Annotated in this window: 15 protein-coding genes; 10 read left to right on the forward strand and 5 right to left on the reverse strand. The window is 70.1% G+C overall.

Translation table 11 applies throughout. The features are described from left to right. Positions 1–25 precede the first annotated feature (25 nt). The 3 genes from AC0IZS_RS07845 (at position 26) to AC0IZS_RS07855 (ending at position 3,753) form a co-directional block, all read left to right on the forward strand. Positions 26–2,944, forward strand: a complete 2,919-nt coding sequence (locus AC0IZS_RS07845; protein WP_471635114.1) for a DNA topoisomerase III — start codon at positions 26–28, stop codon at positions 2,942–2,944. Positions 2,945–2,961: 17 nt separating this feature from the next. Then, positions 2,962–3,303 carry a DUF4124 domain-containing protein gene (locus AC0IZS_RS07850; protein ID WP_471635115.1) on the forward strand — a complete coding sequence of 114 codons (342 nt, stop codon included), beginning with the start codon at positions 2,962–2,964 and terminating at the stop codon, positions 3,301–3,303. A gap of 123 nt (positions 3,304–3,426) precedes the next feature. Then, the gene (locus tag AC0IZS_RS07855) at positions 3,427–3,753 is read left to right on the forward strand and encodes a DUF2834 domain-containing protein (RefSeq protein WP_471635116.1); all 327 of its coding nucleotides are present in this window, start codon (positions 3,427–3,429) and stop codon (positions 3,751–3,753) included. Here the strand turns inward: AC0IZS_RS07855 and AC0IZS_RS07860 are convergent. Beyond that, positions 3,723–4,553, reverse strand: coding sequence for a helix-turn-helix domain-containing protein (locus AC0IZS_RS07860; protein WP_471635117.1), 831 nt, complete (start codon positions 4,551–4,553; stop codon positions 3,723–3,725). The genes AC0IZS_RS07855 and AC0IZS_RS07860 overlap by 31 nt on opposite strands. Before the next feature lie 102 nt (positions 4,554–4,655). Between AC0IZS_RS07860 and AC0IZS_RS07865 the strand changes: the two genes are divergently transcribed. Next, on the forward strand, positions 4,656–6,776 hold the full coding sequence (locus AC0IZS_RS07865; protein WP_471635118.1) for a TPR end-of-group domain-containing protein: 2,121 nt from the start codon (positions 4,656–4,658) through the stop codon (positions 6,774–6,776). On the opposite strand, the gene AC0IZS_RS07870 is transcribed toward AC0IZS_RS07865, so the two are convergent. Beyond that, complete coding sequence (locus AC0IZS_RS07870) at positions 6,765–7,217, reverse strand: acyl-CoA thioesterase (RefSeq protein ID WP_471635119.1); 453 nt, start codon at positions 7,215–7,217, stop codon at positions 6,765–6,767. The two genes, AC0IZS_RS07865 and AC0IZS_RS07870, sit on opposite strands and share 12 nt — an antisense overlap. Before the next feature lie 223 nt (positions 7,218–7,440). Between AC0IZS_RS07870 and AC0IZS_RS07875 the strand changes: the two genes are divergently transcribed. Further along, positions 7,441–9,399 (forward strand): methyl-accepting chemotaxis protein, encoded by a 1,959-nt coding sequence (locus AC0IZS_RS07875; protein WP_471635120.1) that lies wholly within the window; start codon positions 7,441–7,443, stop codon positions 9,397–9,399. Positions 9,400–9,411: 12 nt separating this feature from the next. On the opposite strand, the gene AC0IZS_RS07880 is transcribed toward AC0IZS_RS07875, so the two are convergent. Continuing rightward, entirely contained in the window at positions 9,412–10,761 is a 1,350-nt protein-coding gene (locus tag AC0IZS_RS07880; protein WP_471635121.1) for an ATP-binding protein, read from the reverse strand. Next, the gene (gene ompR / locus AC0IZS_RS07885; RefSeq protein WP_471635122.1) at positions 10,758–11,498 is read right to left on the reverse strand and encodes an osmolarity response regulator transcription factor OmpR; all 741 of its coding nucleotides are present in this window, start codon (positions 11,496–11,498) and stop codon (positions 10,758–10,760) included. Before ompR ends, AC0IZS_RS07880 begins: the two co-directional genes overlap by 4 nt. Before the next feature lie 165 nt (positions 11,499–11,663). Here ompR and AC0IZS_RS07890 point away from each other — a divergent pair, with 165 nt between their 5' ends. Then, entirely contained in the window at positions 11,664–11,987 is a 324-nt protein-coding gene (locus AC0IZS_RS07890) for an EF-hand domain-containing protein (RefSeq protein ID WP_471635123.1), read from the forward strand. Positions 11,988–12,044: 57 nt separating this feature from the next. Then, a complete protein-coding gene (locus tag AC0IZS_RS07895; RefSeq protein WP_471635124.1) occupies positions 12,045–13,013 on the forward strand; it encodes an alpha/beta hydrolase in 969 nt (322 codons plus the stop codon). On the opposite strand, the gene uvrA is transcribed toward AC0IZS_RS07895, so the two are convergent. Further along, positions 13,010–15,991 (reverse strand): excinuclease ABC subunit UvrA, encoded by a 2,982-nt coding sequence (uvrA, locus tag AC0IZS_RS07900; RefSeq protein WP_471639482.1) that lies wholly within the window; start codon positions 15,989–15,991, stop codon positions 13,010–13,012. The two genes, AC0IZS_RS07895 and uvrA, sit on opposite strands and share 4 nt — an antisense overlap. Before the next feature lie 254 nt (positions 15,992–16,245). Here uvrA and AC0IZS_RS07905 point away from each other — a divergent pair, with 254 nt between their 5' ends. The 3 genes from AC0IZS_RS07905 to ssb all read left to right on the forward strand — a co-directional run bounded on the left by AC0IZS_RS07905 (position 16,246) and on the right by ssb (position 21,044). Continuing rightward, entirely contained in the window at positions 16,246–18,987 is a 2,742-nt protein-coding gene (locus tag AC0IZS_RS07905; RefSeq protein ID WP_471635125.1) for a PepSY domain-containing protein, read from the forward strand. 172 nt (positions 18,988–19,159) lie between these two features. Then, entirely contained in the window at positions 19,160–20,341 is a 1,182-nt protein-coding gene (locus AC0IZS_RS07910; protein WP_471639483.1) for an MFS transporter, read from the forward strand. Positions 20,342–20,474: 133 nt separating this feature from the next. Further along, positions 20,475–21,044, forward strand: coding sequence for a single-stranded DNA-binding protein (ssb, locus tag AC0IZS_RS07915; protein ID WP_471635126.1), 570 nt, complete (start codon positions 20,475–20,477; stop codon positions 21,042–21,044). Positions 21,045–21,056 lie beyond the last annotated feature (12 nt).

The following is a 21,056-nucleotide window of genomic DNA, read 5'->3' on the forward strand; positions in this document are numbered from 1 at the left end:
AGCCAGACTGGCGAGAAACCAAAAAATGACCAAGACCCTGGTAATTGCAGAAAAACCTTCGGTGGCGCAGGACATCGTGCGCGCACTGACGCCCGTGGCGGGCAAGTTCGAAAAGCACGACGACCACTTCGAGAACGACCGCTATGTAGTCACCAGCGCCGTGGGCCACCTGGTGGAGATCCAGGCGCCCGAGGAATTCGACGTGAAACGCGGCAAGTGGAGCTTTGCCCACCTGCCCGTGATCCCGCCGTACTTCGACCTCAAGCCCGTGGACAAGACCAAGACGCGCCTGAACGCGGTGGTCAAGCAGGCCAAGCGCAAGGACGTGACGCAACTCATCAACGCCTGTGACGCGGGCCGCGAGGGGGAACTGATCTTTCGCCTGATCGAGCAGTACGCCGGTGGCGCCAAGCCCCTGGGCAAGCCCGTCAAGCGCCTGTGGCTGCAGTCCATGACGCCCCAGGCGATCCGCGACGGCTTCGACGCCCTGCGCAGCGAGCAGCAGATGGCGGGCCTGGCGCATGCGGCGCGCAGCCGCAGCGAGGCCGACTGGCTGGTGGGCATCAACGGCACGCGTGCCATGACGGCCTTCAACTCGCGCGACGGCGGCTTCTTTTTGACCACCGTGGGCCGGGTGCAGACGCCCACGCTGTCGCTGGTGGTGGAGCGCGAGGAGAAGATCCGCAAGTTCGTAAGCCGCGACTACTGGGAGGTGCATGCCAGCTTCGCGGCCGAGGCGGGCGAGTACCCGGCCAAGTGGTTCGACCCGAAGTGGAAGAAAAGCGAGGACGTGGAACTGCGCGCCGACCGCGTCTGGTCGCAGCGCGAGGCCCAGGCCATTGCCGACGCCGTGCGCGGCAAGCCGGCCACGGTGACCGAAGAGAGCAAGCCCACGACCCAGGCATCGCCCCTGCTGTTCGACCTGACCAGCCTGCAGCGCGAGGCCAACGGCAAGTTCGGCTACTCGGCCAAGACCACGCTGGCGCTGGCCCAAAGCCTGTACGAGCGCCACAAGGCCCTGACCTACCCACGTACCGACTCGCGCGCGCTGCCCGAGGACTACCTGCCCGTGGCGCGCCAGACCTTCGAGATGCTGGCCGACAGCAGCATGCGCCACCTGGCGCCGCATGCGCGCACGGCGCTGACCAACAACTACGTGCGCCCTTCCAAGCGCATCTTCGACAACAGCAAGGTGAGCGATCACTTTGCCATCATCCCCACGCTGCAGGCGCCGAGCGGCCTGTCGGAAGCCGAACAGAAGCTGTACGACCTGGTGGTGCGCCGCTTCATGGCGGTGTTCTTCCCGAGTGCCGAGTACACGGTGACGACCCGCATCAGCACGGCCGTGGGCCACAGCTTCAAGACCGAGGGCAAGGTGCTGGTGCGCCCCGGCTGGCTGGCCATCTACGGCAAGGAAGCGGCCGACGAGGTCGAGGGCGGCAAGGACGGCGACAAGGGCCAGAACCTGGTGCCCGTGAAGCCTGGCGAGACCGTGCAGACCGAGCAGGTGGACCCCAAGGGCCTCAAGACCAAGCCCCCGGCCCGTTACTCCGAAGCCACGCTGCTGGGCGCGATGGAAAGCGCTGGCAAGCAGATCGATGACGAGGAGCTGCGCGAGGCCATGCAGGAGAAGGGCCTGGGCACGCCCGCCACGCGCGCGGCCATCATTGAAGGCCTGCTGACCGAGAAGTACATGCTGCGCGAGGGGCGTGAAATGATCCCCACGGCCAAGGCCTTCCAGCTCATGACGCTGCTGCGCGGGCTGGAAGTCGAGGAGCTGTGCCGCGCCGACCTCACGGGCGAGTGGGAGTTCAAGCTCTCGCAGATGGAAAAGGGGCAACTGAGCCGCGAATCCTTCATGGCCGACATCGCCGCCATGACCGAGCGCATGGTCAAGAAGGCCAAGGAATACGACCGCGACACCATTCCGGGCGACTACGCCACGCTGACCACGCCCTGCCCCAACTGCGGCGGCGTGGTGAAGGAAAACTACCGCCGCTTCGCCTGCGTGGGCAAGCCCGGTGCCGAGCCCTGCGGCTTCAGCTTCGGCAAGTCGCCTGCGGGCCGCACCTTCGAGACCGCCGAGGCCGAAGCCCTGCTGCGCGACAAGAAGATCGGGCCGCTCGAAGGATTCCGCTCCAAGGCGGGCTGGCCCTTCACCTCCGAGATCGTCATCAAGTACGACGACGAGGCACACAACTACAAGCTCGAGTTCGATTTCGGCGACGACAAGAACGCCGAGGAATCGGGCGAGCTGGTGGAGTTTGCCGATGCGTCCCTGGGCCCCTGCCCGATCTGCGGCGCCGGTGTGCACGAGCACGGCGCCAACTATGTGTGCAGCAAGGCCGTGCCCACCGCCGCCCAGCCCACGCCGAGCTGCACCTTCAAGAGCGGCAAGATCATCCTGCAGCAGCCGGTGGAGCGCGAGCAGATGCACAAGCTGCTGGAAACGGGCAAGACCGACCTGCTCGACAAATTCGTCTCGATGCGCACGCGCCGCGCGTTCAAGGCCTTCCTGGCCTGGGACAAGGAAGCCGGCAAGGTGAACTTCGAGTTCGCGCCGAGCAAGTTCCCGCCGCGCAAGCCAGCCGCCGGTGCCTTTGCCGGCAAGACGGCTGCTGCCAAGGCCCCGGCCAAGGCGGCCGCCGCGAAGAAGGCACCCGCCAAGAAGGCGGCGGCCACCAAGACCGCCGCCGCCAAGGCACCGCGCAAGGCCGCGGCCGGCGCCGCCCCCAGCGCCGCGCTGGCAGCCGTCATCGGCACCGAGCCGGTGGCCCGCCCCGAGGCCGTGAAGAAGCTCTGGGAGTACATCAAGGCGAACAACCTGCAGGACCCCAAGGACAAGCGCACCATCGTCGCCGACGACAAGCTGCGTGCGGTGTTCGGCAAGGACAGTGCGGGCATGTTCGAGTTGGCCGGCATCCTGGGCCAGCACCTGGGCTGATGGGAGGGGCCACGGCCATGCGCAACCCCTGGAAACCCACGCTCTGGACACTGGCCCTGCTGGCGGCCGCTGGCGCAGCATGGTGGACGGCCGACCAGTGGCTGCCCCAGGTCCGGCCTTGGGTCGACAAGGCCTGGAGCAAGATGAACCGCCCCGGTGAGGATTCCCTGCCTCCCGAGAAGAAGACCGCGCAGCGCGCCGCCGCGGGCGCACGTGGAGCGGCGTCGGCCCCTGCGCCCCCACTGCGCAAGTGCATCCAGGGCGGGCGCACGGTCTACACCGACGAAGCCTGTCCGCCGGACAGCCAGGAGCAAAAGGTGGACGGTGGCGCAGTCACCTCGCTGCCACGCGCTCCGTGAGCGGCTGGCCGGCACGCTGCGTGTCGGCCGTGTCGCATTTTTCCTATCGCCAGAGGGCTTGCAAGCCTAGTCTCAGGGGTTCTTCATCCACCCAACGCCTGCCACGGTGCGGGCCCCTGACATATGCAGCAAAAACACCTGCGCGGTTTTCTTTTCCTCCTGGCCATCGCCGGCATGGCAGTCCCCTGGTACTTCAACCTGGTGTATTTCCAGGGCGGGGGCAGCGTCGCGCCCGGGGTGTACTGGCGCGATGCCGCCGCCAACGCGCTGACCACCAGCATCACCGTGGACGTGTACCTTGCGGCCGTGGCGTTCTCGGCCTGGGTGGTCAGTGATCGCCGCCTGGGAGCGTGGCGCTGGGCCTATGTGCTGGCCTGCTTCGGCATCGGCCTGGCGTTCGCCTTGCCCCTGTACCTGGCTCAGCGCCTGCGCGGCGAATCCACACCCTGATGCGCCTGCGCACCGACCTGCAAGGGCCAGTGCGCGCTGGGCGCACGCTGGGCCGCTTCCTTCACCAGTTCCTGAAGGGGCTGGCCTGCCAGCCTGCGCATGTCGCGCGCCATGTGCGACTGGTCGTAGTAACCCTGGTCGGCCGCGAGGTGCGCGCCGGGCTCCGCCGGCACGGCCATCGCTTGCTGCAGCGTGATGCTGAACCGGGCGATGACCTGGAACTGTTTGGGCGTCATGCCCCACTCGGCGACAAAACGCCGCTCGAACTGGCGCGACCCCACGCCGGAGCGGGGCGCAGTGCCCTGCGCGCTTGCGCCTGCGTGGTTCAGCAGGGCCCTGGCCCGCACCAGGCGCTCTTCGCATTGCACTTGTGAGGCCCGTTCCTGGCGCACGAACTGCCACAGCGCCCCGATGCGCGCATCGTCATCGGGCGCCGCACGGATGGCCTGCTCGGCAAGGGTCCAGGACGGTACGGCCATGGCCGACATCGGTCGCACCCCGTTCACGATGCCCCGCCCGGTGGGCAGGAGCGACGGCACCGCCTCGGGCCGCAGCATCAGCCCCACGGCGCGCACACGGCCCTGGTGCGCATAGGCCGTGGCCACCGTGCTGGCGCTGATCCAGGCCGCCGCAGGCAGCGCCGCGCCGCCACGCAGCACCTCGCCTTCGAATCGGACGACCAGCATGCTGCCCACCATGGCCGGGAATTGCGAGCCCTGCAGTTCGGCCGGGCTGTCCACGACCACAGCCCCCTCCAGCCAGGGCTGCAGATCGCAAGGGGGAGGAACAAAGCGCTGCATGGTCCCGATTTTGCACAATTTGGCACAACTTCGGCGGCGCGGATGGGGGGTGGCTGACCCAGCGGCTGGGCCAGAATGGCGGCTCCTTCGCAGCCCCTTTGCATGAACCGCTTCCTGCTCCGCACCTTTGCGCTCCTGACCGTGTCCGCCATGCTGCCCCTGGCTGCGGGTGCCAGGCCACCGGCACCGCCCCCCGACTACCCCCGCCTGTCCGAGAACACCGCGGCCTCGCAGCACCTGGAGGTGCGCAAGGTGCTGCACGGCCCGGTGGAGGGTTTGTTCGCGCTGCCGCGCACGCGCCAGCTGGTGGCCGTGGCCGGGGGCTACCTGTGGAAGTTCAGCCCGCAAGGGGAGCTGCTGGACAGCTTGCGCGTGCCCAGCGGCTTGTACACCTCGGGCATCGTGTTCACGCCGCACTACTACATGGACTGGGTGTACAGCGGTGACCGGCAGCGCAAGCCGTACGCGCCGGCCGTGGACGGCAACCGCCTGTCAGAGGCCGAGCTGTTCGCCGAACTGGACCGCGCCGAGCAGGTGGAGTTCGGCCGCAACGAGACCAGCGCCTGGGCCTACCTGCTGTCCGGCGGCAAGGCATGGGTGCTGGACATCACGCGCCAGCGCGACAAGGTGGACACCTATTGCCGCCAGCGCACCCATTCGGCCGAGACGCTGGGCTGGGACGCCACCTGCCTTGGCGGCTACCACCCTGCCCGCAAGGGCTGGACGGAGATCGAACCCGGGGACTTCGACAGCACCGGGCAAGACATCCCGCGCGTGAAAGTGGTGGACTTCGAACGCCGCCGCCTGCACCTGGAAGAGGGCCTGAGCGGGCAGTTGCTCGGGGCCACCGTGGGCGTGGCCCTCAAGGCCCTGGGTGTGCGCGGCGACCTGCCCAGCCGCTACTGGTTCGGCGATGCCCATACCCAGCTGCGCGTGGGCAGGGAGGTGCTCAAGTTCAAGGCCTTCATTCCCAAGGAGAATGGGCAGTTCCGCTTTCCCCACATGGCGTGGTGGGACCCGTCGCCGGTGCTGCCAGACGCAAACCCCTGGTTCACCGTGCACCCGCGCAGCTACCTGCACCACCCCGGAGAAGAGGCGCTGCTGCGGCACTACGAGAAGGATATCGGCCTGTACGTGGTGCGCCCGCGCGGCTCGGTGCCAGGCCAGGCCACGGGCCACGAGGCCGGCGCATGGCGCCCGGTGTTCACCGGGCCATCGACGCATTCGTATGCCGTGAACGGCCTGGTGGAATTTGCTGCCGCGCCCCCCGCACACACCTGGCTGCGCAGCCCCGACGCGCGCAAGCGCCACGATGGCATGGGTCCGCAGATCCCCGTGCAGGCCCTGTGGCCCGTCTTGCAGGCACTGCCTTCGGCGCTGACGCTGCATTGGCGCACTTCCTCCGAGGAGGAAGACATGCAGTTGCGCATCGAGCTGTCTGCCAGCGAAACCCGCGCGGCCTTCGAGCGGCTGCAAGGCGGCAAGGGCCCGCTGGAGCTGGTGGTGCAGGTGCCCGACCTGGAAGGCCCCACGTCGGGCATGTCGGTGCTGCTGCGCAGCGGCAGCCTGCAGCAGGCGCTGCCTGGCGCCCGCATGGCCTACGTGGGCAATCCGGCGCGGCCCGCATCCGCGCGCAAGGCATCGGTGCAGGCGCTCAGGGATGCGAACGCCGCCGCCCAGCGCTCGCCCGGCGCACTGCCCGCGTTCCTGCAGATCGCGCAGGACCTGGCGCAGGACCTGCAGCGGGTGCAGGGCGATGCCTCGGACATCACCCACGCGTATGCGCAGCTGGTCAACCACTTCAATGGCCGGCAGGATTTCGCCTCGTCCTCGCGGCTGGTGCGCCACTACCTGGCCCAGGTCTATCCGTCCATGGGCAAGTACCAGCGCGACGACAAGCAGGTCTACAACGTCGGTGTGATCGCCAGCCAGACCCTGGCCTTTGCCATGCGCACCAAGGAACGCGACCTGGCCGAGGCCGTGATGGCGACCCTGGTCGGACCGGGCTTCGACCCGGCGGTGCAGACCAATGGCACGCTGATGTACAACCTGGCCTGCTACTACGCGCTGACCAGCGACAAGGCACGCCTGCTGCCGGCGGCGGCCAGGGCGCGCAGCCTGGGCAAACCACCCTCGCAGTTCCTGCAGGACACGGATTTCGAGCGCTACCTGCAGGACCCGGAGTTCCTGCAGGTCGTCAACGCGCCGTCCTCAATGGGCTGAGCCTGCAGGGGGGCGGGCAGCCTCCACCTGCGCGTTCACGCGTTCGGCCAGGGCCATGTCGCCCGGGGTCTCGGGCGAGAACTTGTCCACGGCGCGGGGTGCGCTGTCCTCATCCAGCGCCGCATAGACAGCCACGCAATGCGTGACCTGGCGCAGCTCCTTTTCCTGGATGCCACCGCTGCGCACCTCGATCAGCATGTTCATGCTGGTCTCGCCCGTGTGGGCCAGGCTGGCCTGCACCTCCACCAGGTCGCCCGGGTGGATGGGCCGGTCGAAGCTGGCACTGCCCATGAATGCCGTCACGCAAGTCCCACCGGCCCAGGAACAGGCGCAGGCGAAGCCTGCCTCGTCCATCCAGCGCAGCACGGTACCGCCGTGGATGCGGCCGGACGCCGAAGGGGCGGTGTGCGACGCCAGAAAACGCAGGGTGATGGAATGCATGCGGAGCTCTCCTCGGAAGGTGCACCGGTATATCCCATTTGCCCTCAAGCGCCCTGTAGGAGCGCACCGCCACCCACCAAACGGCCGCTTTGGGGCGACCTGCGGTGCAGCGCGGCGCATCTGGCATGTCGCTTGCTGAAAGGCAGGCGTTACTCCCCTGTTCCCTGACCCGGCCCCGCGCCGGGCCCGCAACCTCGCGCATGCACCGGCTGCCGCTTTCGCCATGACCTCCCTGAACCGTCTGAACTTGCTCCAGAAGTTCCTGATCCTCGGGCTGATCGCGCTGGCGATGACGGCCCTGCCCACCTTCATGCACGTGCGCGATGCCCTGCAGGACATGGCCACGGCGCGCCAGGAGGCGCGGGGTGCGCCGCCTTTGCTGGCGCTCAACAAGGTCGTGCAGGGCATGCAGGTACACCGGGGCCTTTCGGCCAGCATGCTCGGCGGCAACGAGGCCTTGGCGGCGCGCCGGCCTGCAGCGCGCGAGGCGGTGGAAAAAGCCATGGCCGACGTGGCCACCCGCTTCGCCGAGGCGGGCGTGCCAGCGGCCGACGAAGCCAACTGGAAGCAGCTGCGCCAGACCTGGCAGGCCCTGGAGCAGGCAGTCGCCGCGCGCAGCCTTCAGTCGGCCCAGAGCACGGCGCAGCACACCCAGCTCATCGCCGGGGTGATGCGCCTGAACGAGACCTTGCTCCACCACTACGGCCTGGCGCTCGACCCCGGCCAGGACACGAACGCCCTCGTCCAGGCCTCACTGGTGCATGTGCCCATGCTCGGTGAAAAGCTCGGCGTGATGCGCGCCCAGGGTTCTGCCGCGCTGAGCGGCAAGGCCCTGGCTCCCGAAGGCAAGGGCGGCCTGATGGCATTGCAGCAGCGCGTGGTGGAATTGCAGGGCGATGCGCTGCGCAGCCTGGAGCGCGCCATGCTCCACAACCCGGTCTTCCGCCAGGCGCTCGGCGGCCCCGCGCAGGCGGTGAACACCCAGGTCCAGCAGGCACTGCAGCGCGCCGACAGGGAAGTGATCGGCGCGGCCGAGCTCTCGGCCCCGGCTTCGGACTACTTCGACGAATTCACCCGCACCATCGACGCACTGTATGCGCTCAATGCCCAGGCCATGGACCTGCTCAATGGCGCACTGCAGGAGCGCGTCGTGGGTCTGCAGCGCCAGTTGCTATGGCAGCTCGGCTTGCTGGCCGTGGCCCTGGCGGTGGCGGTGGCACTGGCGCGCACCTTTATGCGCTCCGTCACGGTGCCGCTGGCACAGGCGGTGCAGCTGTCCAATGCCGTGGCCCAGGGCGACCTGCGCGGCACCGCCGCGGCCCACGGCACGGACGAGGTCGGCCAGCTCATGGCGGCCCTGGTGCAGATGCGCCACCAGCTGACCGACGTGGTGAGCCAGGTGCGCGGCGGCTCGGAAGGCGTGGCCACGGCCAGCGCCCAGATCGCGCAAGGCAACAACGACCTCTCGGCGCGTACCGAAAGCCAGGCCAGCGCGCTGGAGGAAACCGCGGCCTCGATGGAGGAACTCAGTTCCACGGTGCGCCAGAATGCGGACAGCGCGCGCCAGGCCAGTGCATTGGCCGGCAGTGCGCGCACCATTGCGGTGCAAAGTGGCGATGTGGTCGCCCAGGTGGTGCAGACCATGCAGGGCATCAGCGCCTCATCGCAGAAGATCGCCGACATCATCGGTGTGATCGACGGCATTGCCTTCCAGACCAACATCCTGGCCCTCAACGCCGCCGTGGAAGCCGCACGCGCGGGTGAGCAGGGCCGGGGCTTTGCCGTGGTGGCCAGCGAGGTGCGCAGCCTGGCCGGTCGCAGCGCCGAGGCGGCGCGCGAGATCCGCACGCTGATCCACGCCAGCGTCGAGCGTGTGGAGCAGGGCAACCAGTTGGTGGAGCGCGCCGGCAACACCATGCACGAGGTGGTGGCCGCCATCGGCCGGGTGAACGACATCATGGGCGAGATCAGTGCCGCCAGCCACGAGCAGTCGCTGGGCGTGGCCCAGGTGGGCGAAGCCGTGACGCAGATGGACCAGGCCACCCAGCAGAACGCGGCCCTGGTCGAAGAGATGGCAGCGGCGGCCAGCAGCCTGCAAGGCCAGGCCGAAGAGCTGGTGCAGGTGGTCTCGGTGTTCCGCATTGGGGACACGGCCCCGGCATCCGCGCCGCGGCTGCGCTGATCCCCCGCCAACCTACTCCGGGCGCGATAGCACCAGCCGCGCGCGCAAGCCGGCGCCCGGCGCGCTGTGCAATTCCAGGGTGCCGCCATGTGCTCGCGCGACGCGCTCGGCAATGGCCAGGCCCAGCCCGGCCCCTGGGGCGCCTGCACGTGCGCCGCCACCGCCGCGCACGAAAGGCTGGCGCATGCGCTCCAGCTCGGCGGGAGGGATGCCCGGGCCGTGGTCCGCCACCTCGATCCACACGCCTGCCGCACCGGCGCCCGTTCTCAGCACCACGGGCGCAGCGCCATGGCGCCACGCGTTCTCCACCAGGTTGTCCACGGCACGCCGCAGCGCTTGTGCATGCACAAGCACCGCTGGCGTTGATCCCAGCTCCAGCCGCACCGCGCGGCCATGGTCGGCCTGCGCCTCGGCCACGGCCCGGGCCAGCTCGTCGAGCGACGCCATCACCGCGGCCTCGCCGTCGCCCAGGCGGGCAAAGTCCAGGAACTGGCCGACGATGGCATCCATCTCCTCGATGCTGCGCGCCATGCTGGCGGCCAGCGGCGCGTCCAGGTGCGCCTGCGCGATCTCCACCCCCAGGCGCAGCTTGGTCAACGGCGTGCGCAGGTCGTGCGACACGCCGGCCAGCATCAGCGCACGCTCGCGGTCGGCCTCCGCCAGGCTGCGCGCCATCTGGTTGAAGCTGCGCGCCACCGTGGCGATCTCCTCGGGCCCATCCTCCGGCAGAGGGGCGGGAGCCTGGCCGTGTGCCAGGTGCTGCGCCGCAGTGACCACCCGGGCCAGCGGCCGATTCAGGTGGCGCTGCAGCCACCAGGCCCCGAGCAGGGCGAGCAGCACGCCGGCAACCGTGGCCATGAGCCAGGCACCGGTGAACTCGCGCGTGGGGAACACGCTGGGCAGACTGAGCCAGTAGTCGGTGCCGCCATGCGCCACGCGCAGCGCCAGCATGCCCGCTCCATCGCGGCGCCAGCGCGGCCCACCGGCCGCGCTGGCCTCGGCCTGGTCCAAGCGCCGCGCCACCGCTTGCACGAAGCGCTGCTCCAGCGGCGACAGCAGGGCGCGCCGGCGCGGGGACGGCGGCTCGTCGGATTCCAGTACAGCCTGGGCCGCCTGGCGGTTGAAGGCCTCCACGAAGGCCGCACGTTGCGCAGGCGGCAGCACGTCCAGCCCGGCGCGCAGAGCGGCCACATTGCGCGCCACTCCGTCGGCCACCTGGGCCACGCGCGGCTGCAAAATCATCTGGCGCACCAGCACCACGGCGCACAGCTGGCTTGCCACCACCAGTGCCGTGATGAGCAGCAGGTTGCGCCCCAGCAGGCTGCGCGGCCACCAGCTGCGCGCAGGCGCCGTGGCGGTCATGCATTGCCCCCGGTGGGTGCCAAGCCGTCCGGCATGAAGACATAGCCCACGCCCCAGACGGTGCGGATGTGGCGCGGCTGCGCCGGGTCGGCCTCGATGAGCTTGCGCAGGCGCATCACCTGCACGTCGATGCTGCGGTCGGTGGCCTCGTGGTCGGGCCCGTAGGCCAGGGCCATCAGCCGGTCGCGCCCGAGCGGGCGGCGCGGCTGCTGGGCCAGGGTCTGCAGCAGGGCGAACTCACCGCTGGTCAGGGGCACGTCCTGGCCGTCGCGGGTCAACCGGCGCTCATCCACCCACAGCGTGAAATCGCCAAACCGGATGCTGCCGCCGGCCTGCAGCGGGCCGGTGTGCGCCCCCAGCATGCGCTGGCGCCGCACCATGGCCTGCACGCGGGCCAGCAGCTCGCGCGGGTTGAAGGGCTTGGGCAGGTAGTCGTCGGCACCCATCTCCAGGCCGATGATGCGGTCCACCGGGTCGCCGCGCGCCGTGAGCATGAGGATGGGAATGGTCTCGCCCTGCGCGCGCAGGCGCCTGCAGATGGACAGGCCGTCCTCGCCCGGCATCATCACATCGAGCACCAGCACGTCGAAACGCTCGCGCGCCAGCAGTGCATCGAGCGGGCCGGCGCCATCGACCGTGCGCACGGCATAGCCCTGGTCGCTGAGATAGCGCTGCAGCAGGGCGCGCAGGTCGGGCTCGTCATCGGCCACCAGGATACGGGCCAGGGCGTCGGTCATAGGGGAGGGCGTGCAACTCAGGATGGGGCAATGGTAGGGCGCAAGGCCCTGCCGCAGGCCACTTCGTCATGCTTTGTCATACATCGGCCCATCCACGCCACAAATGGCTCACACCTGGGCGCCACAGTCGGGGCATCCGCAACCCATCGCCCCAGGAGCCGACCCATGACCTCTTTCTCCACCCGCACGCTGGCCGTGGCCGGCCTGCTCGCCGCGGGCATGGTGGCTGGTGCCAGCGCCCAGGCCGCGCCGCCCGGCCAACGCACCCAGCAGATGCGGGAGGCGCGCGAGCAGTTGCACCAGCGCTTCGTGGCCGCCGACAAGGACGGCAACGGCCAGCTCACCCGTGCCGAGGCCCAGGCCGGCATGCCGCGCGTCTACAGCGCGTTCGACCAGATCGACACCCAGCGCAAGGGCTTCGTGACCGAAGCCGAGATCACGGCGGCCATCGCCGCGCGCCTGGCCAGCCGCAAGGGCACGCCGCAGTAGCCCCAGCCACGCCCCCTCGTCGCCTTTTCTTCACTACCATCGCAGGAGAACACCACCATGACCACCACCCTCGCTCCCCGCCTTTGCGCCTGGGCCTGCCGGGCCGCACTGCCGCTGGGCCTGGCCCTGGCTTCGCTGGCTGCCATGGCGCCAGCCCAGGCGCAGCCTGCCGACCCCGCCGGCTTCTTCGACGATGCGGGTGGCGGCACCGTGACCGCGCTGCCGGCCGGCGTGCAACGCATCGCCGACATACCCTACGGCCCCGACCCGCTGCAGCGCATGGACGTGTACCTGCCCAGCACACCGCGCAGCAGCGTGGGCGGCCCCGCACCGGTCATCTTCATGGTGCACGGTGGCGGCTGGCGCACAGGCGACAAGGCCATGTCCCGCGTGGTGCAGGAAAAGGCGGCGCGCTGGGTGCCGCGCGGCTTCGTCTTCATCTCGGTCAATTACCGGCTGCACCCGGCGGTCAACGTGCTGCAGGAGGCCATCGACGTGGCCGTGGCGCTCGACACGGCACAGAAGCAGGCCGCGCAGTGGGGGGCCGACCCCACGAAGTTCATCCTCATGGGCCACTCGGCCGGGGCGCACCTGGTGTCGTTCGTCAACGCGCATGCGCCGCTCTTGCAGCAGTTGGGCGTCACGCCCTGGCTGGGCACGGTGTCGCTGGACAGCGCGCTGCTGAACGCGCCGGTCGTGATGTCGCTGCCGCACTATCCGCTGTACGACGAGGTGCTGGGCAGCGACCCGGCCTTCTGGTTTGCAATCTCGCCCTACCATGCCGTGACCGGGGCTCAACCGCCTTACCAGTTCGTGTGCTCCACCAGCCGGCCCGACCGCCCCTGCCTGCAGGCGCAGGGCATGGCGGCCCATGTGCAGGCCCTGGGCGGCCGCGCCGAAGTGCTGCCGCAGGACCTCACGCACGGCGAAATCAACGCCGACCTGGGCCTGGAGAGCGGCTACACGCGGGCTGTCGAAGCCTTCATGGGATCGCTGGATCTCAGCGTGGCCCAGCGCCTGCGCTAGGCCAGGTAGCGCGCGAGGTACTTGCCCGTGTGGCTGGCGGGGTTGGCCGCCAAGTCCTCGGGCGTGCCTACGCCCACCACCATGCCACCGCCGGCACCGCCTTCAGGCCCCATGTCGATGAGCCAGTCGGCCGTCTTGATCACGTCCAGGTTGTGCTCGATGATGACGATGGTGTTGCCCGCGTCGCGCAGTTGGTGCAGCACCTTGAGCAAGAGGTCGATGTCGGCGAAGTGCAGGCCGGTGGTCGGCTCGTCCAGGATGTAGAGCGTGCGGCCCGTGTCGCGCTTGGACAGTTCCTGCGCCAGCTTCACGCGCTGCGCCTCGCCGCCCGAGAGCGTGGTCGCCGCCTGGCCCAGGCGGATGTAGGACAGGCCCACGTCGAGCAGGGTCTGCAGCTTGCGCGCCAGGGCCGGCACGTCCTTGAAGAAGGCGAAGGCATCCTCCACCGTGAGCTCCAGGATCTGCGCGATGTTGCGGCCCTTCCAGAGCACCTCCAGCGTCTCGCGGTTGTAGCGCTGGCCGTGGCAGACATCGCAGGGCACGTAGACGTCGGGCAAAAAGTGCATCTCCACCTTCACCACGCCGTCGCCCTGGCAGGCCTCGCAGCGGCCGCCGGCCACGTTGAAGGAGAAGCGCCCCGGGCCGTAACCCCGTTCCTTGGCGGTGTTGACTTCCGCCATGAGCTCGCGGATGGGCGTGAACAGGCCCGTGTAGGTAGCCGGGTTGCTGCGCGGCGTGCGGCCGATGGGCGACTGGTCCACATTGATGACCTTGTCGAAGTACTCGATGCCCACGATCTCGTCGTGCGCGGCGGGCTCTTCGTGCGCGCGGTAGATCTGGCGCGCCACGGCGGCGTACAGCGTGTCGTTGACCAGCGTGCTCTTGCCCGAACCCGAGACACCGGTCACGCAGGTCAGCAGGCCCACGGGAAAGTCCACCGTCACGTTTTGGAGGTTGTTGCCCGTGGCGCCGGCCACGCGCAGCGCCTGCACGGCGCCCTGGCGCGCATGGTGGGCCGCCATGCGCTCGGCGCGGCGCTTGCTGGCCTCGGTTTCGGGAAAGCGCGACTTGCCCTTGGCCGGCGCAGGGGCCGGCGCTGCCGCCTCCACCACCGGCAGCCAGGGCGTGCGGCGCCGGGGCACGGCGATGGCCAAGGTGCCCGACAGGTACTTGCCGGTCAGCGATTCGGGGTGGTTGCGCACCGTGTCGTAGCTGCCCTGGGCCATCACACGGCCGCCATGCACGCCGGCGCCCGGGCCCATGTCGATCACATGGTCGGCGGCGCGCATCATGTCCTCGTCGTGCTCGACCACGATCACGCTGTTGCCGATGTCGCGCAGGTGCTGCAAGGTGGCGATGAGGCGGTCGTTGTCGCGCTGGTGCAGGCCGATGCTGGGCTCGTCGAGCACGTACATCACACCCGTGAGACCCGAGCCGATCTGGCTGGCCAGGCGGATGCGCTGCGCCTCGCCGCCCGACAGCGTCTCGGCGCTGCGGTCCAGGCTCAGGTAGTTCAGGCCCACGTCGTTGAGGAACTGCAGCCGCGTGGTGATCTCGCGCACCACCTTGTCGGCGATCTCGGCCTTCGATCCCGTGAGCGACAGGGAGCGGAACCAGCCATGCGCGTCATTGAGCGTGGCATGGCTCACCTCGAAGATGGCGCGCGCCTGCTCGCCCTCGCCCACCTTCACGTGGCGTGCTTCGCGGCGCAGGCGCGTGCCATGGCATTCGGGGCAGGGCTGGGTGCTGCGGTAGCGCGCCAGGTCCTCGCGCACCACCACCGAATCGGTCTCGCGGTAGCGCCGCGCCATGTTGGGCAGGATGCCTTCGAAGCTGTGCTTGCGGCTCAGCACCTTGCCCTTGGAGGGGCCGCTGTCCATGATGTAGCTGAAGGCGATCTCCTCCTCGCCCGAGCCGTGCAGCACCGCGTTCTGCACCTTGGCGGGCAGCGACTCGAAAGGTGCCTCGACATCGAAGCCATAGTGCCGGCCCAGGCTCTCGAGCATGGCGAAGTAGTAGCCGTTGCGCCGGTCCCAGCCCTTGATGGCGCCGCTGGCCAGGCTCAGCGTGGGGAAAGCCACCACGCGCAGGGGGTCGAACACCTCGCGCTGGCCGATGCCGTCGCAGGCCGGGCAGGCGCCCATGGGCGAGTTGAAGGAGAACAGGCGCGGCTCCAGCTCGGCCAGCGAGTAGCTGCACACCGGGCAGGAGAACTTGGAGCTGAACAGGTGCTCCTGGCCCGAATCCATCTCCAGCACCAGCACGCGGCCATTGCCCTCGTTGCCGCCCACGCGCAGCACCGCCTCGATGCTCTCGGCCAGGCGCTGCTGCATCTCGGGGCGCACCTTGAGGCGGTCGATCACCACGTCGATGCTGTGCTTCTCGGTCTTCTTGAGGGCCGGCAGGCTCTCGTACTCGTAGATGGCGCCGTCCACCCTGAAGCGGATGTAGCCCAGCGCCTGCATCTGCGCGAAGAGCTCGGTGAACTCGCCCTTCTTCTCGCGGGCCATGGGCGCCAGCAGCATCAGGCGCGTGTCCTCGGGCAGGGCCAGCACGGCGTCCACCATCTGGCTCACGGTCTGGGCCGCCAGCGGCAGGCCGTGGTCGGGGCAGAACGGTGTGCCGGCACGTGCGTACAGCAGGCGCAGGTAGTCGTGGATCTCGGTCACCGTGCCCACGGTGGAGCGCGGGTTGTGGCTGGTGGCCTTCTGCTCGATGCTGATGGCGGGCGACAGGCCCTCGATCAGGTCGACGTCGGGCTTGTCCAGGCGGCCCAGGAACTGCCGTGCATAGGCCGACAGGCTTTCCACGTAGCGGCGCTGGCCTTCGGCATACAGCGTGTCGAAGGCAAGGCTCGATTTGCCCGAGCCCGACAGCCCGGTGATCACCACCAGCTGGTTGCGCGGAATATCGAGGTCGATGTTCTTGAGGTTGTGCGTGCGCGCCCCGCGGATGCTGATGCGCTGCTCCCGCAGCACGCGGGCCAGGTAGGCGCCGTCGGAAGATCGGCCGTCGTCGGCAACAGGGTCGTTTTTCACGGGGGCGGGCTCAATGCAGGACAACCCACCATGATAGGCCACCGCAATCCCCCGCGCAGCCGCCATGCTGCTGACAAAGCACAGGCCGTTGCCGATGCAACCGGAAATGACGGCCAAGGCCGACCCGGCACCACGGGCATGCGGATGGCCATAAAATAGCAATCATTCTCATTTAAGCACTTTGTCGCCAGGGCATGCGCCATGCCTCGGCGGTGGACCGCTCTCCCCCGCCGCGCAACATGGCCAGCGAACGCACCCTCTCCTCCGCATCCACCACGCCCGACAGCGCCGCGCCCGTGTCCAGTCCCGGTGCGCCGACCCGCGGCCGCCGCTGGCGCCTGCCGGCCCTGCCCACGCTGCGCCAGGCCTGGTTCCAGGTGCACTGGTTCATCGGCATCACGGCCGGCACGGTGCTGGTGGTGATCGGGCTCACCGGGGCGCTGCTGGCCTTCCACGAAGAGATCCTGGACCTGATCAACCCCGGCGTGCGCCATGTGGCGCCCTCGGCCGGGCCCATGCTCACGCCGCAGCAGGCCGCCGAGTCGGTGCTGCGCGCGGGCCGCAGCGAGCGCATCAGCAGCGTGGCCGTGCAGGCGGAGCCGGGCAGCTCGGCGCGCGTGACCTTCGTGCCGCGCCCCGGCGAGCGGCGTGGCGACGTGGTCTACGTGCACCCCTACACCGGCAGCGTGCTGGGCGAGCTGCAGGGGCACGGCTTCTTCGAATGGACCGAGTCGCTGCACCGCTGGCTGCTGCTGCCGCGCGAACCCGGTCGCGTGGTGGCCGGCGTGCTGGCGATCTGCCTGCTGGGCCTGTCGCTCTCGGGCCTGTACCTGCGCTGGCCGCGCAACGCGCTGCGCTGGCGCAGCTGGCTGACCTTCGACCCGGCGCTCAAGGGCCGCTCGTTCCTGTGGGGCCTGCACTCGGTCGTCGGCACCTGGGCGCTGGTGATGTACGTGGCGCTCACGGCCACCGGCATCTACTGGTGCTTCGATGCGGTGCGCGACACGGTGGACGGCTGGGCCGGCCAGAAGCGCCCGCCGCGCGTGACCGCCCCCGCCAAGCCACCGGCATCCGCCAGCGCGGAACCCAAGGCCGCCGAGCCCGCACCGCCGGACCTGGCCCGCACCTGGGCCGTGTTCCAGCAGCAGGCCGGCGACTGGACCGAGGCCATCCTGCGCATGCCCGCCAAGGCCGGGCAGCCGGTGCAGGTCACCTGGCTCGCGGCCAATGCCCCGCACGAGCGCGCGCGCAGCCGCATGTCCATCGAGCCCGTGACCGGCAAGGTCAGCGCAGAGGACCGCTATGCCGACCGCAGCATGGGCGCACGCGCGCTGAGCACCATCTACCCGGTACACATGGGCACCTATTTCGGCCTGCCGGGGCGCGTGGCCATGCTGCTGGCCAGCCTGGGCCTGCCGCTCTTCGCCATCACCGGCTGGATGCTCTACCTGGACCGCCGGCGCCAGCGCCGCGCCACCGAAGCCGCGCGCGCCGCGCACGGCCAGGGCGTGCCCGCCACGGTGGCCGGCAGCGCCGCAGACACCCTGCTGGTGGCCTATGCCAGCCAGGCCGGGCAGGCCGAGCGCATCGCGCTGCAAAGTGCCACGGCCCTGCAGCGCGCCGGGCTGCGCGTGGCCGTGCAGTCGCTGGCGCAGCTCACCCCCGAGGCGCTGCGCGCCCACCGCCGCGTTCTGCTGGTGGCCAGCAGCTTTGGCGAGGGCGAGCCGCCCGACAGCGCCCGGCGCTTCACGCGCCTGCTGGAGCAGCAGGGCACGGGCGCCCTGGCCGGCATGCGCTACGGCCTGCTGGCGCTGGGCGACCGCAACTACGCACGCTTTTGCGGCTACGGCCATGCACTCGACGAAGCCCTGCGCCAAGGCAGTGCCGAGCCCCTGTTCCCACTGATCGAAGTGGACAGCGGCGATGCGGCCGCCCTGGCCCGCTGGATGCAGACCCTGGCCACCCTGGAGGGGGCCGAGCACCTGGTGCTGGACGGTGCCCTGGCCGACGCCGGCCCCGAGCTGCCCTACACCCCCTGGCGCCTGGCCAGCCGTGAGCACCTGAACCCCGGCAGCGAGGGCGGGCCGCTGTTCGAGCTGGCGCTGGCCTGCGGTACACCGGCCACCTGGCACCCCGGCGCCCTGGTCGAGGTACAAGCCCGGCACGCGGCCGAAGCGGTGCAGGCCTGGCTGCAGGCAGCCGGCTTGGCGGGCACGCAGGCGGTGCACCTGGCCGGCCAGCCCTGCACCCTGGCCGAGGCCCTGGCGCAAAGCGTGCTGCCGGTGCCGCCACTGCCTTTCGCCGATGCCCAGGCCTGTGCCGACACCCTGGTGGCGCTGGCGCCGCGCACCTACTCCGTGGCCTCGCTGCCGCAGGACGGCGCGCTGCAGCTGCTGGTGCGCCAGGAGCGGCATGCGAGCGGGCTGGGCCTGGCCTCGGGCTGGCTCACCGTGCATGCGCCGCTCGGCACCCTGGTGCCGGTGCGCCTGGTGGCCAACCCGCGCTTCGATGCGGCCATGGGCGACGTGCCCTGCCTGTTCATTGGCAATGGATCTGGCCTGGCGGGCCTGCGCGCGCACCTGCGCGAGCGCGTGCGCACCGGCCACCGGCGCAACTGGCTGCTGTTCGGCGAGCGCCACAGCGCGCACGACACCCTGTGCGCCGCCGAGATCGAGGGCTGGCAGGCCGCTGGCTTCCTGGCGCGGCTGGACCGCGTGTTCTCGCGCGATGGCGGCGAGCACCGCTACGTGCAGGACCGCCTGCGCGCCGCGGCGGGTGAGTTGCGCGCCTGGGTGGCCCAGGGCGCGATCCTCTATGTCTGCGGCAGTGCGCAGGGCATGGGTTCGGGCGTGGACGCGGTGCTGGCCGAGGTGCTCGGCGCCGATGCGCTTGACGCGCTGATCGCGGACGGACGCTACCGGCGCGACGTCTATTGAGCGCAAGCGGATGGCCGTTTGTTCTTGATCAAAGTCAACGGACAGGGGGATGGGCGAGAATCGGGGTTTGCGCCAGCCGTCCACCGAGCCCCCTTCCTTGTTCATGCCTTCCCCGGCCCCGAGTGCCGCCCCTTCCTCTTCGACCCCCCTGCCGCCGACGGCCGCGCACGCCATGACGCCGCTGGAGCGGCGCTCCAGCGTGAGCCTGGCGCTGATCTTCGCGCTGCGCATGCTCGGCCTGTTCCTGGTGCTGCCGGTGTTCGCGCTGGAGGCGCGCAAGTACCCCGGGGGCGATGACCCGGCCCTGGTGGGCCTGGCCATGGGCATCTACGGGCTCACGCAGGCGCTGCTGCAACTGCCGCTGGGCATGGCATCGGACCGTTTCGGGCGCAAGCGCGTGATCGTGCTCGGCCTCTTGGTGTTTGCCGGCGGCAGCCTGCTGGCGGCACTGGCCGATTCGCTCACCGGGCTGCTGCTGGGCCGGGCGCTGCAGGGCGCGGGCGCCGTGTCGGCCGCCGTCACGGCCCTGCTGGCCGACCAGACCCGCGATGCGGTGCGCACCAAGGCCATGGCCCTGGTGGGTGGCAGCATCGGCCTGATGTTCGCCGTGGCCCTGGTGGCCGCACCGCTGCTCACCGCCCACATCGGCCTGTCGGGCCTGTTCGGCCTGACCTGCGCGCTGGCGCTGGCCGGCGTGGCCGTGGTGCTGTGGCTGGTTCCCCCCGAGCCCACGGAGCACCGCAATGCCCCCCGGGGCCGCCTGGCCGACGTCTGGGCCCACCCCGACCTGCTGCGCCTGAACCTGGGCGTCTTCGTGCTGCACACCGTGCAGCTGTCCATGTGGGTCGCCGTGCCGGCCATGCTGGTGCAGGCCGGCCTGCCCAAGGACCACCACTGGCAGGCCTACCTGCCGGCGGTGGTGCTGTCGTTCGCCGCCATGGGGGGTCTGTTCGCGCTGGAGCGCGCCGGGCACCTGCGCGCCGCCCTGCTGGGCTCCATCGCCCTGGTGCTGGTGGTGCAGCTGGGCCTTGGCGGCCTGGCCGCCAGCGGCGCCACGCCCACGCTGTGGGTGCTGGGGCCGCTGCTGTTCGTGTTCTTCTGCGGCTTCAACGCGCTGGAGGCCAGCCAGCCCAGCCTGGTCTCGCGCATGGCACCCGCCGCGCTGCGCGGCGCGGCCCTGGGCAGCTACAACACCCTGCAGTCCCTGGGGCTGTTTGCCGGCGGCGCCCTGGGCGGTGCCCTGGTCAAATGGGCGGGCGCACCGGGCCTCTTTGCCACCACGGCCGTGCTCACCGCCTTGTGGCTGGTGCTGACCTGGCCGCTGCGCCCCACAGGGCGGGGCCAGGGGCACTGAGCGTTCCTGTAACAGATTCCCGCCCGCCCCGGCCACCCCGGCTTGCGGCACAATGGCGCGTTCGGCGCGCAGTCTCTCCACGGACCGGAGAGCACACCAACGCCCCCCAACATCAAGTAGGTAGAGCAGCACCATGGCATCCGTGAACAAAGTCATCATCGTCGGCAACCTCGGCCGCGACCCTGAAATGCGCACCTTCCCCAGTGGCGACCAGGTGGCCAACGTGACGATTGCCACCACCGACAAGTGGAAAGACAAGCAAAGCGGCGAAATGAAGGAAGCCACGGAGTGGCACCGCGTGGTCTTCAACGGCCGCCTGGCCGAGATCGCCGGCCAGTACCTGCGCAAGGGCTCGCAGGTCTACGTGGAAGGCAGCCTGCGCACGCGCAAGTGGACCGACCAGGCGGGCGTGGAAAAGTACAGCACCGAAATCCGCGCCGACCAGATGCAGATGCTGGGCAGCCGCCAGGGCATGGGCGGCGGCCAGGGCGGTGGTGGCCAGCAGGGCGGCGGCTATGACGACGGCGGCGGCTACGGCGGCGACCAGGGTGGTGGTGGCTACGACGCGCCACCCCAGCAACAGCGCCGCCCCGCCCCTCCTGCACAGCAGCGCCCCGCTGCGCCGGCCGCGCGCCCGGCCCCTGCGCCTGCACCCCGCGCGGCCTCGGGCTTCGACGACATGGACGACGACATCCCGTTCTGATCGGTCGCACAA

It is taken from the genome of Acidovorax sp. AC410 (genome assembly GCF_979253235.1).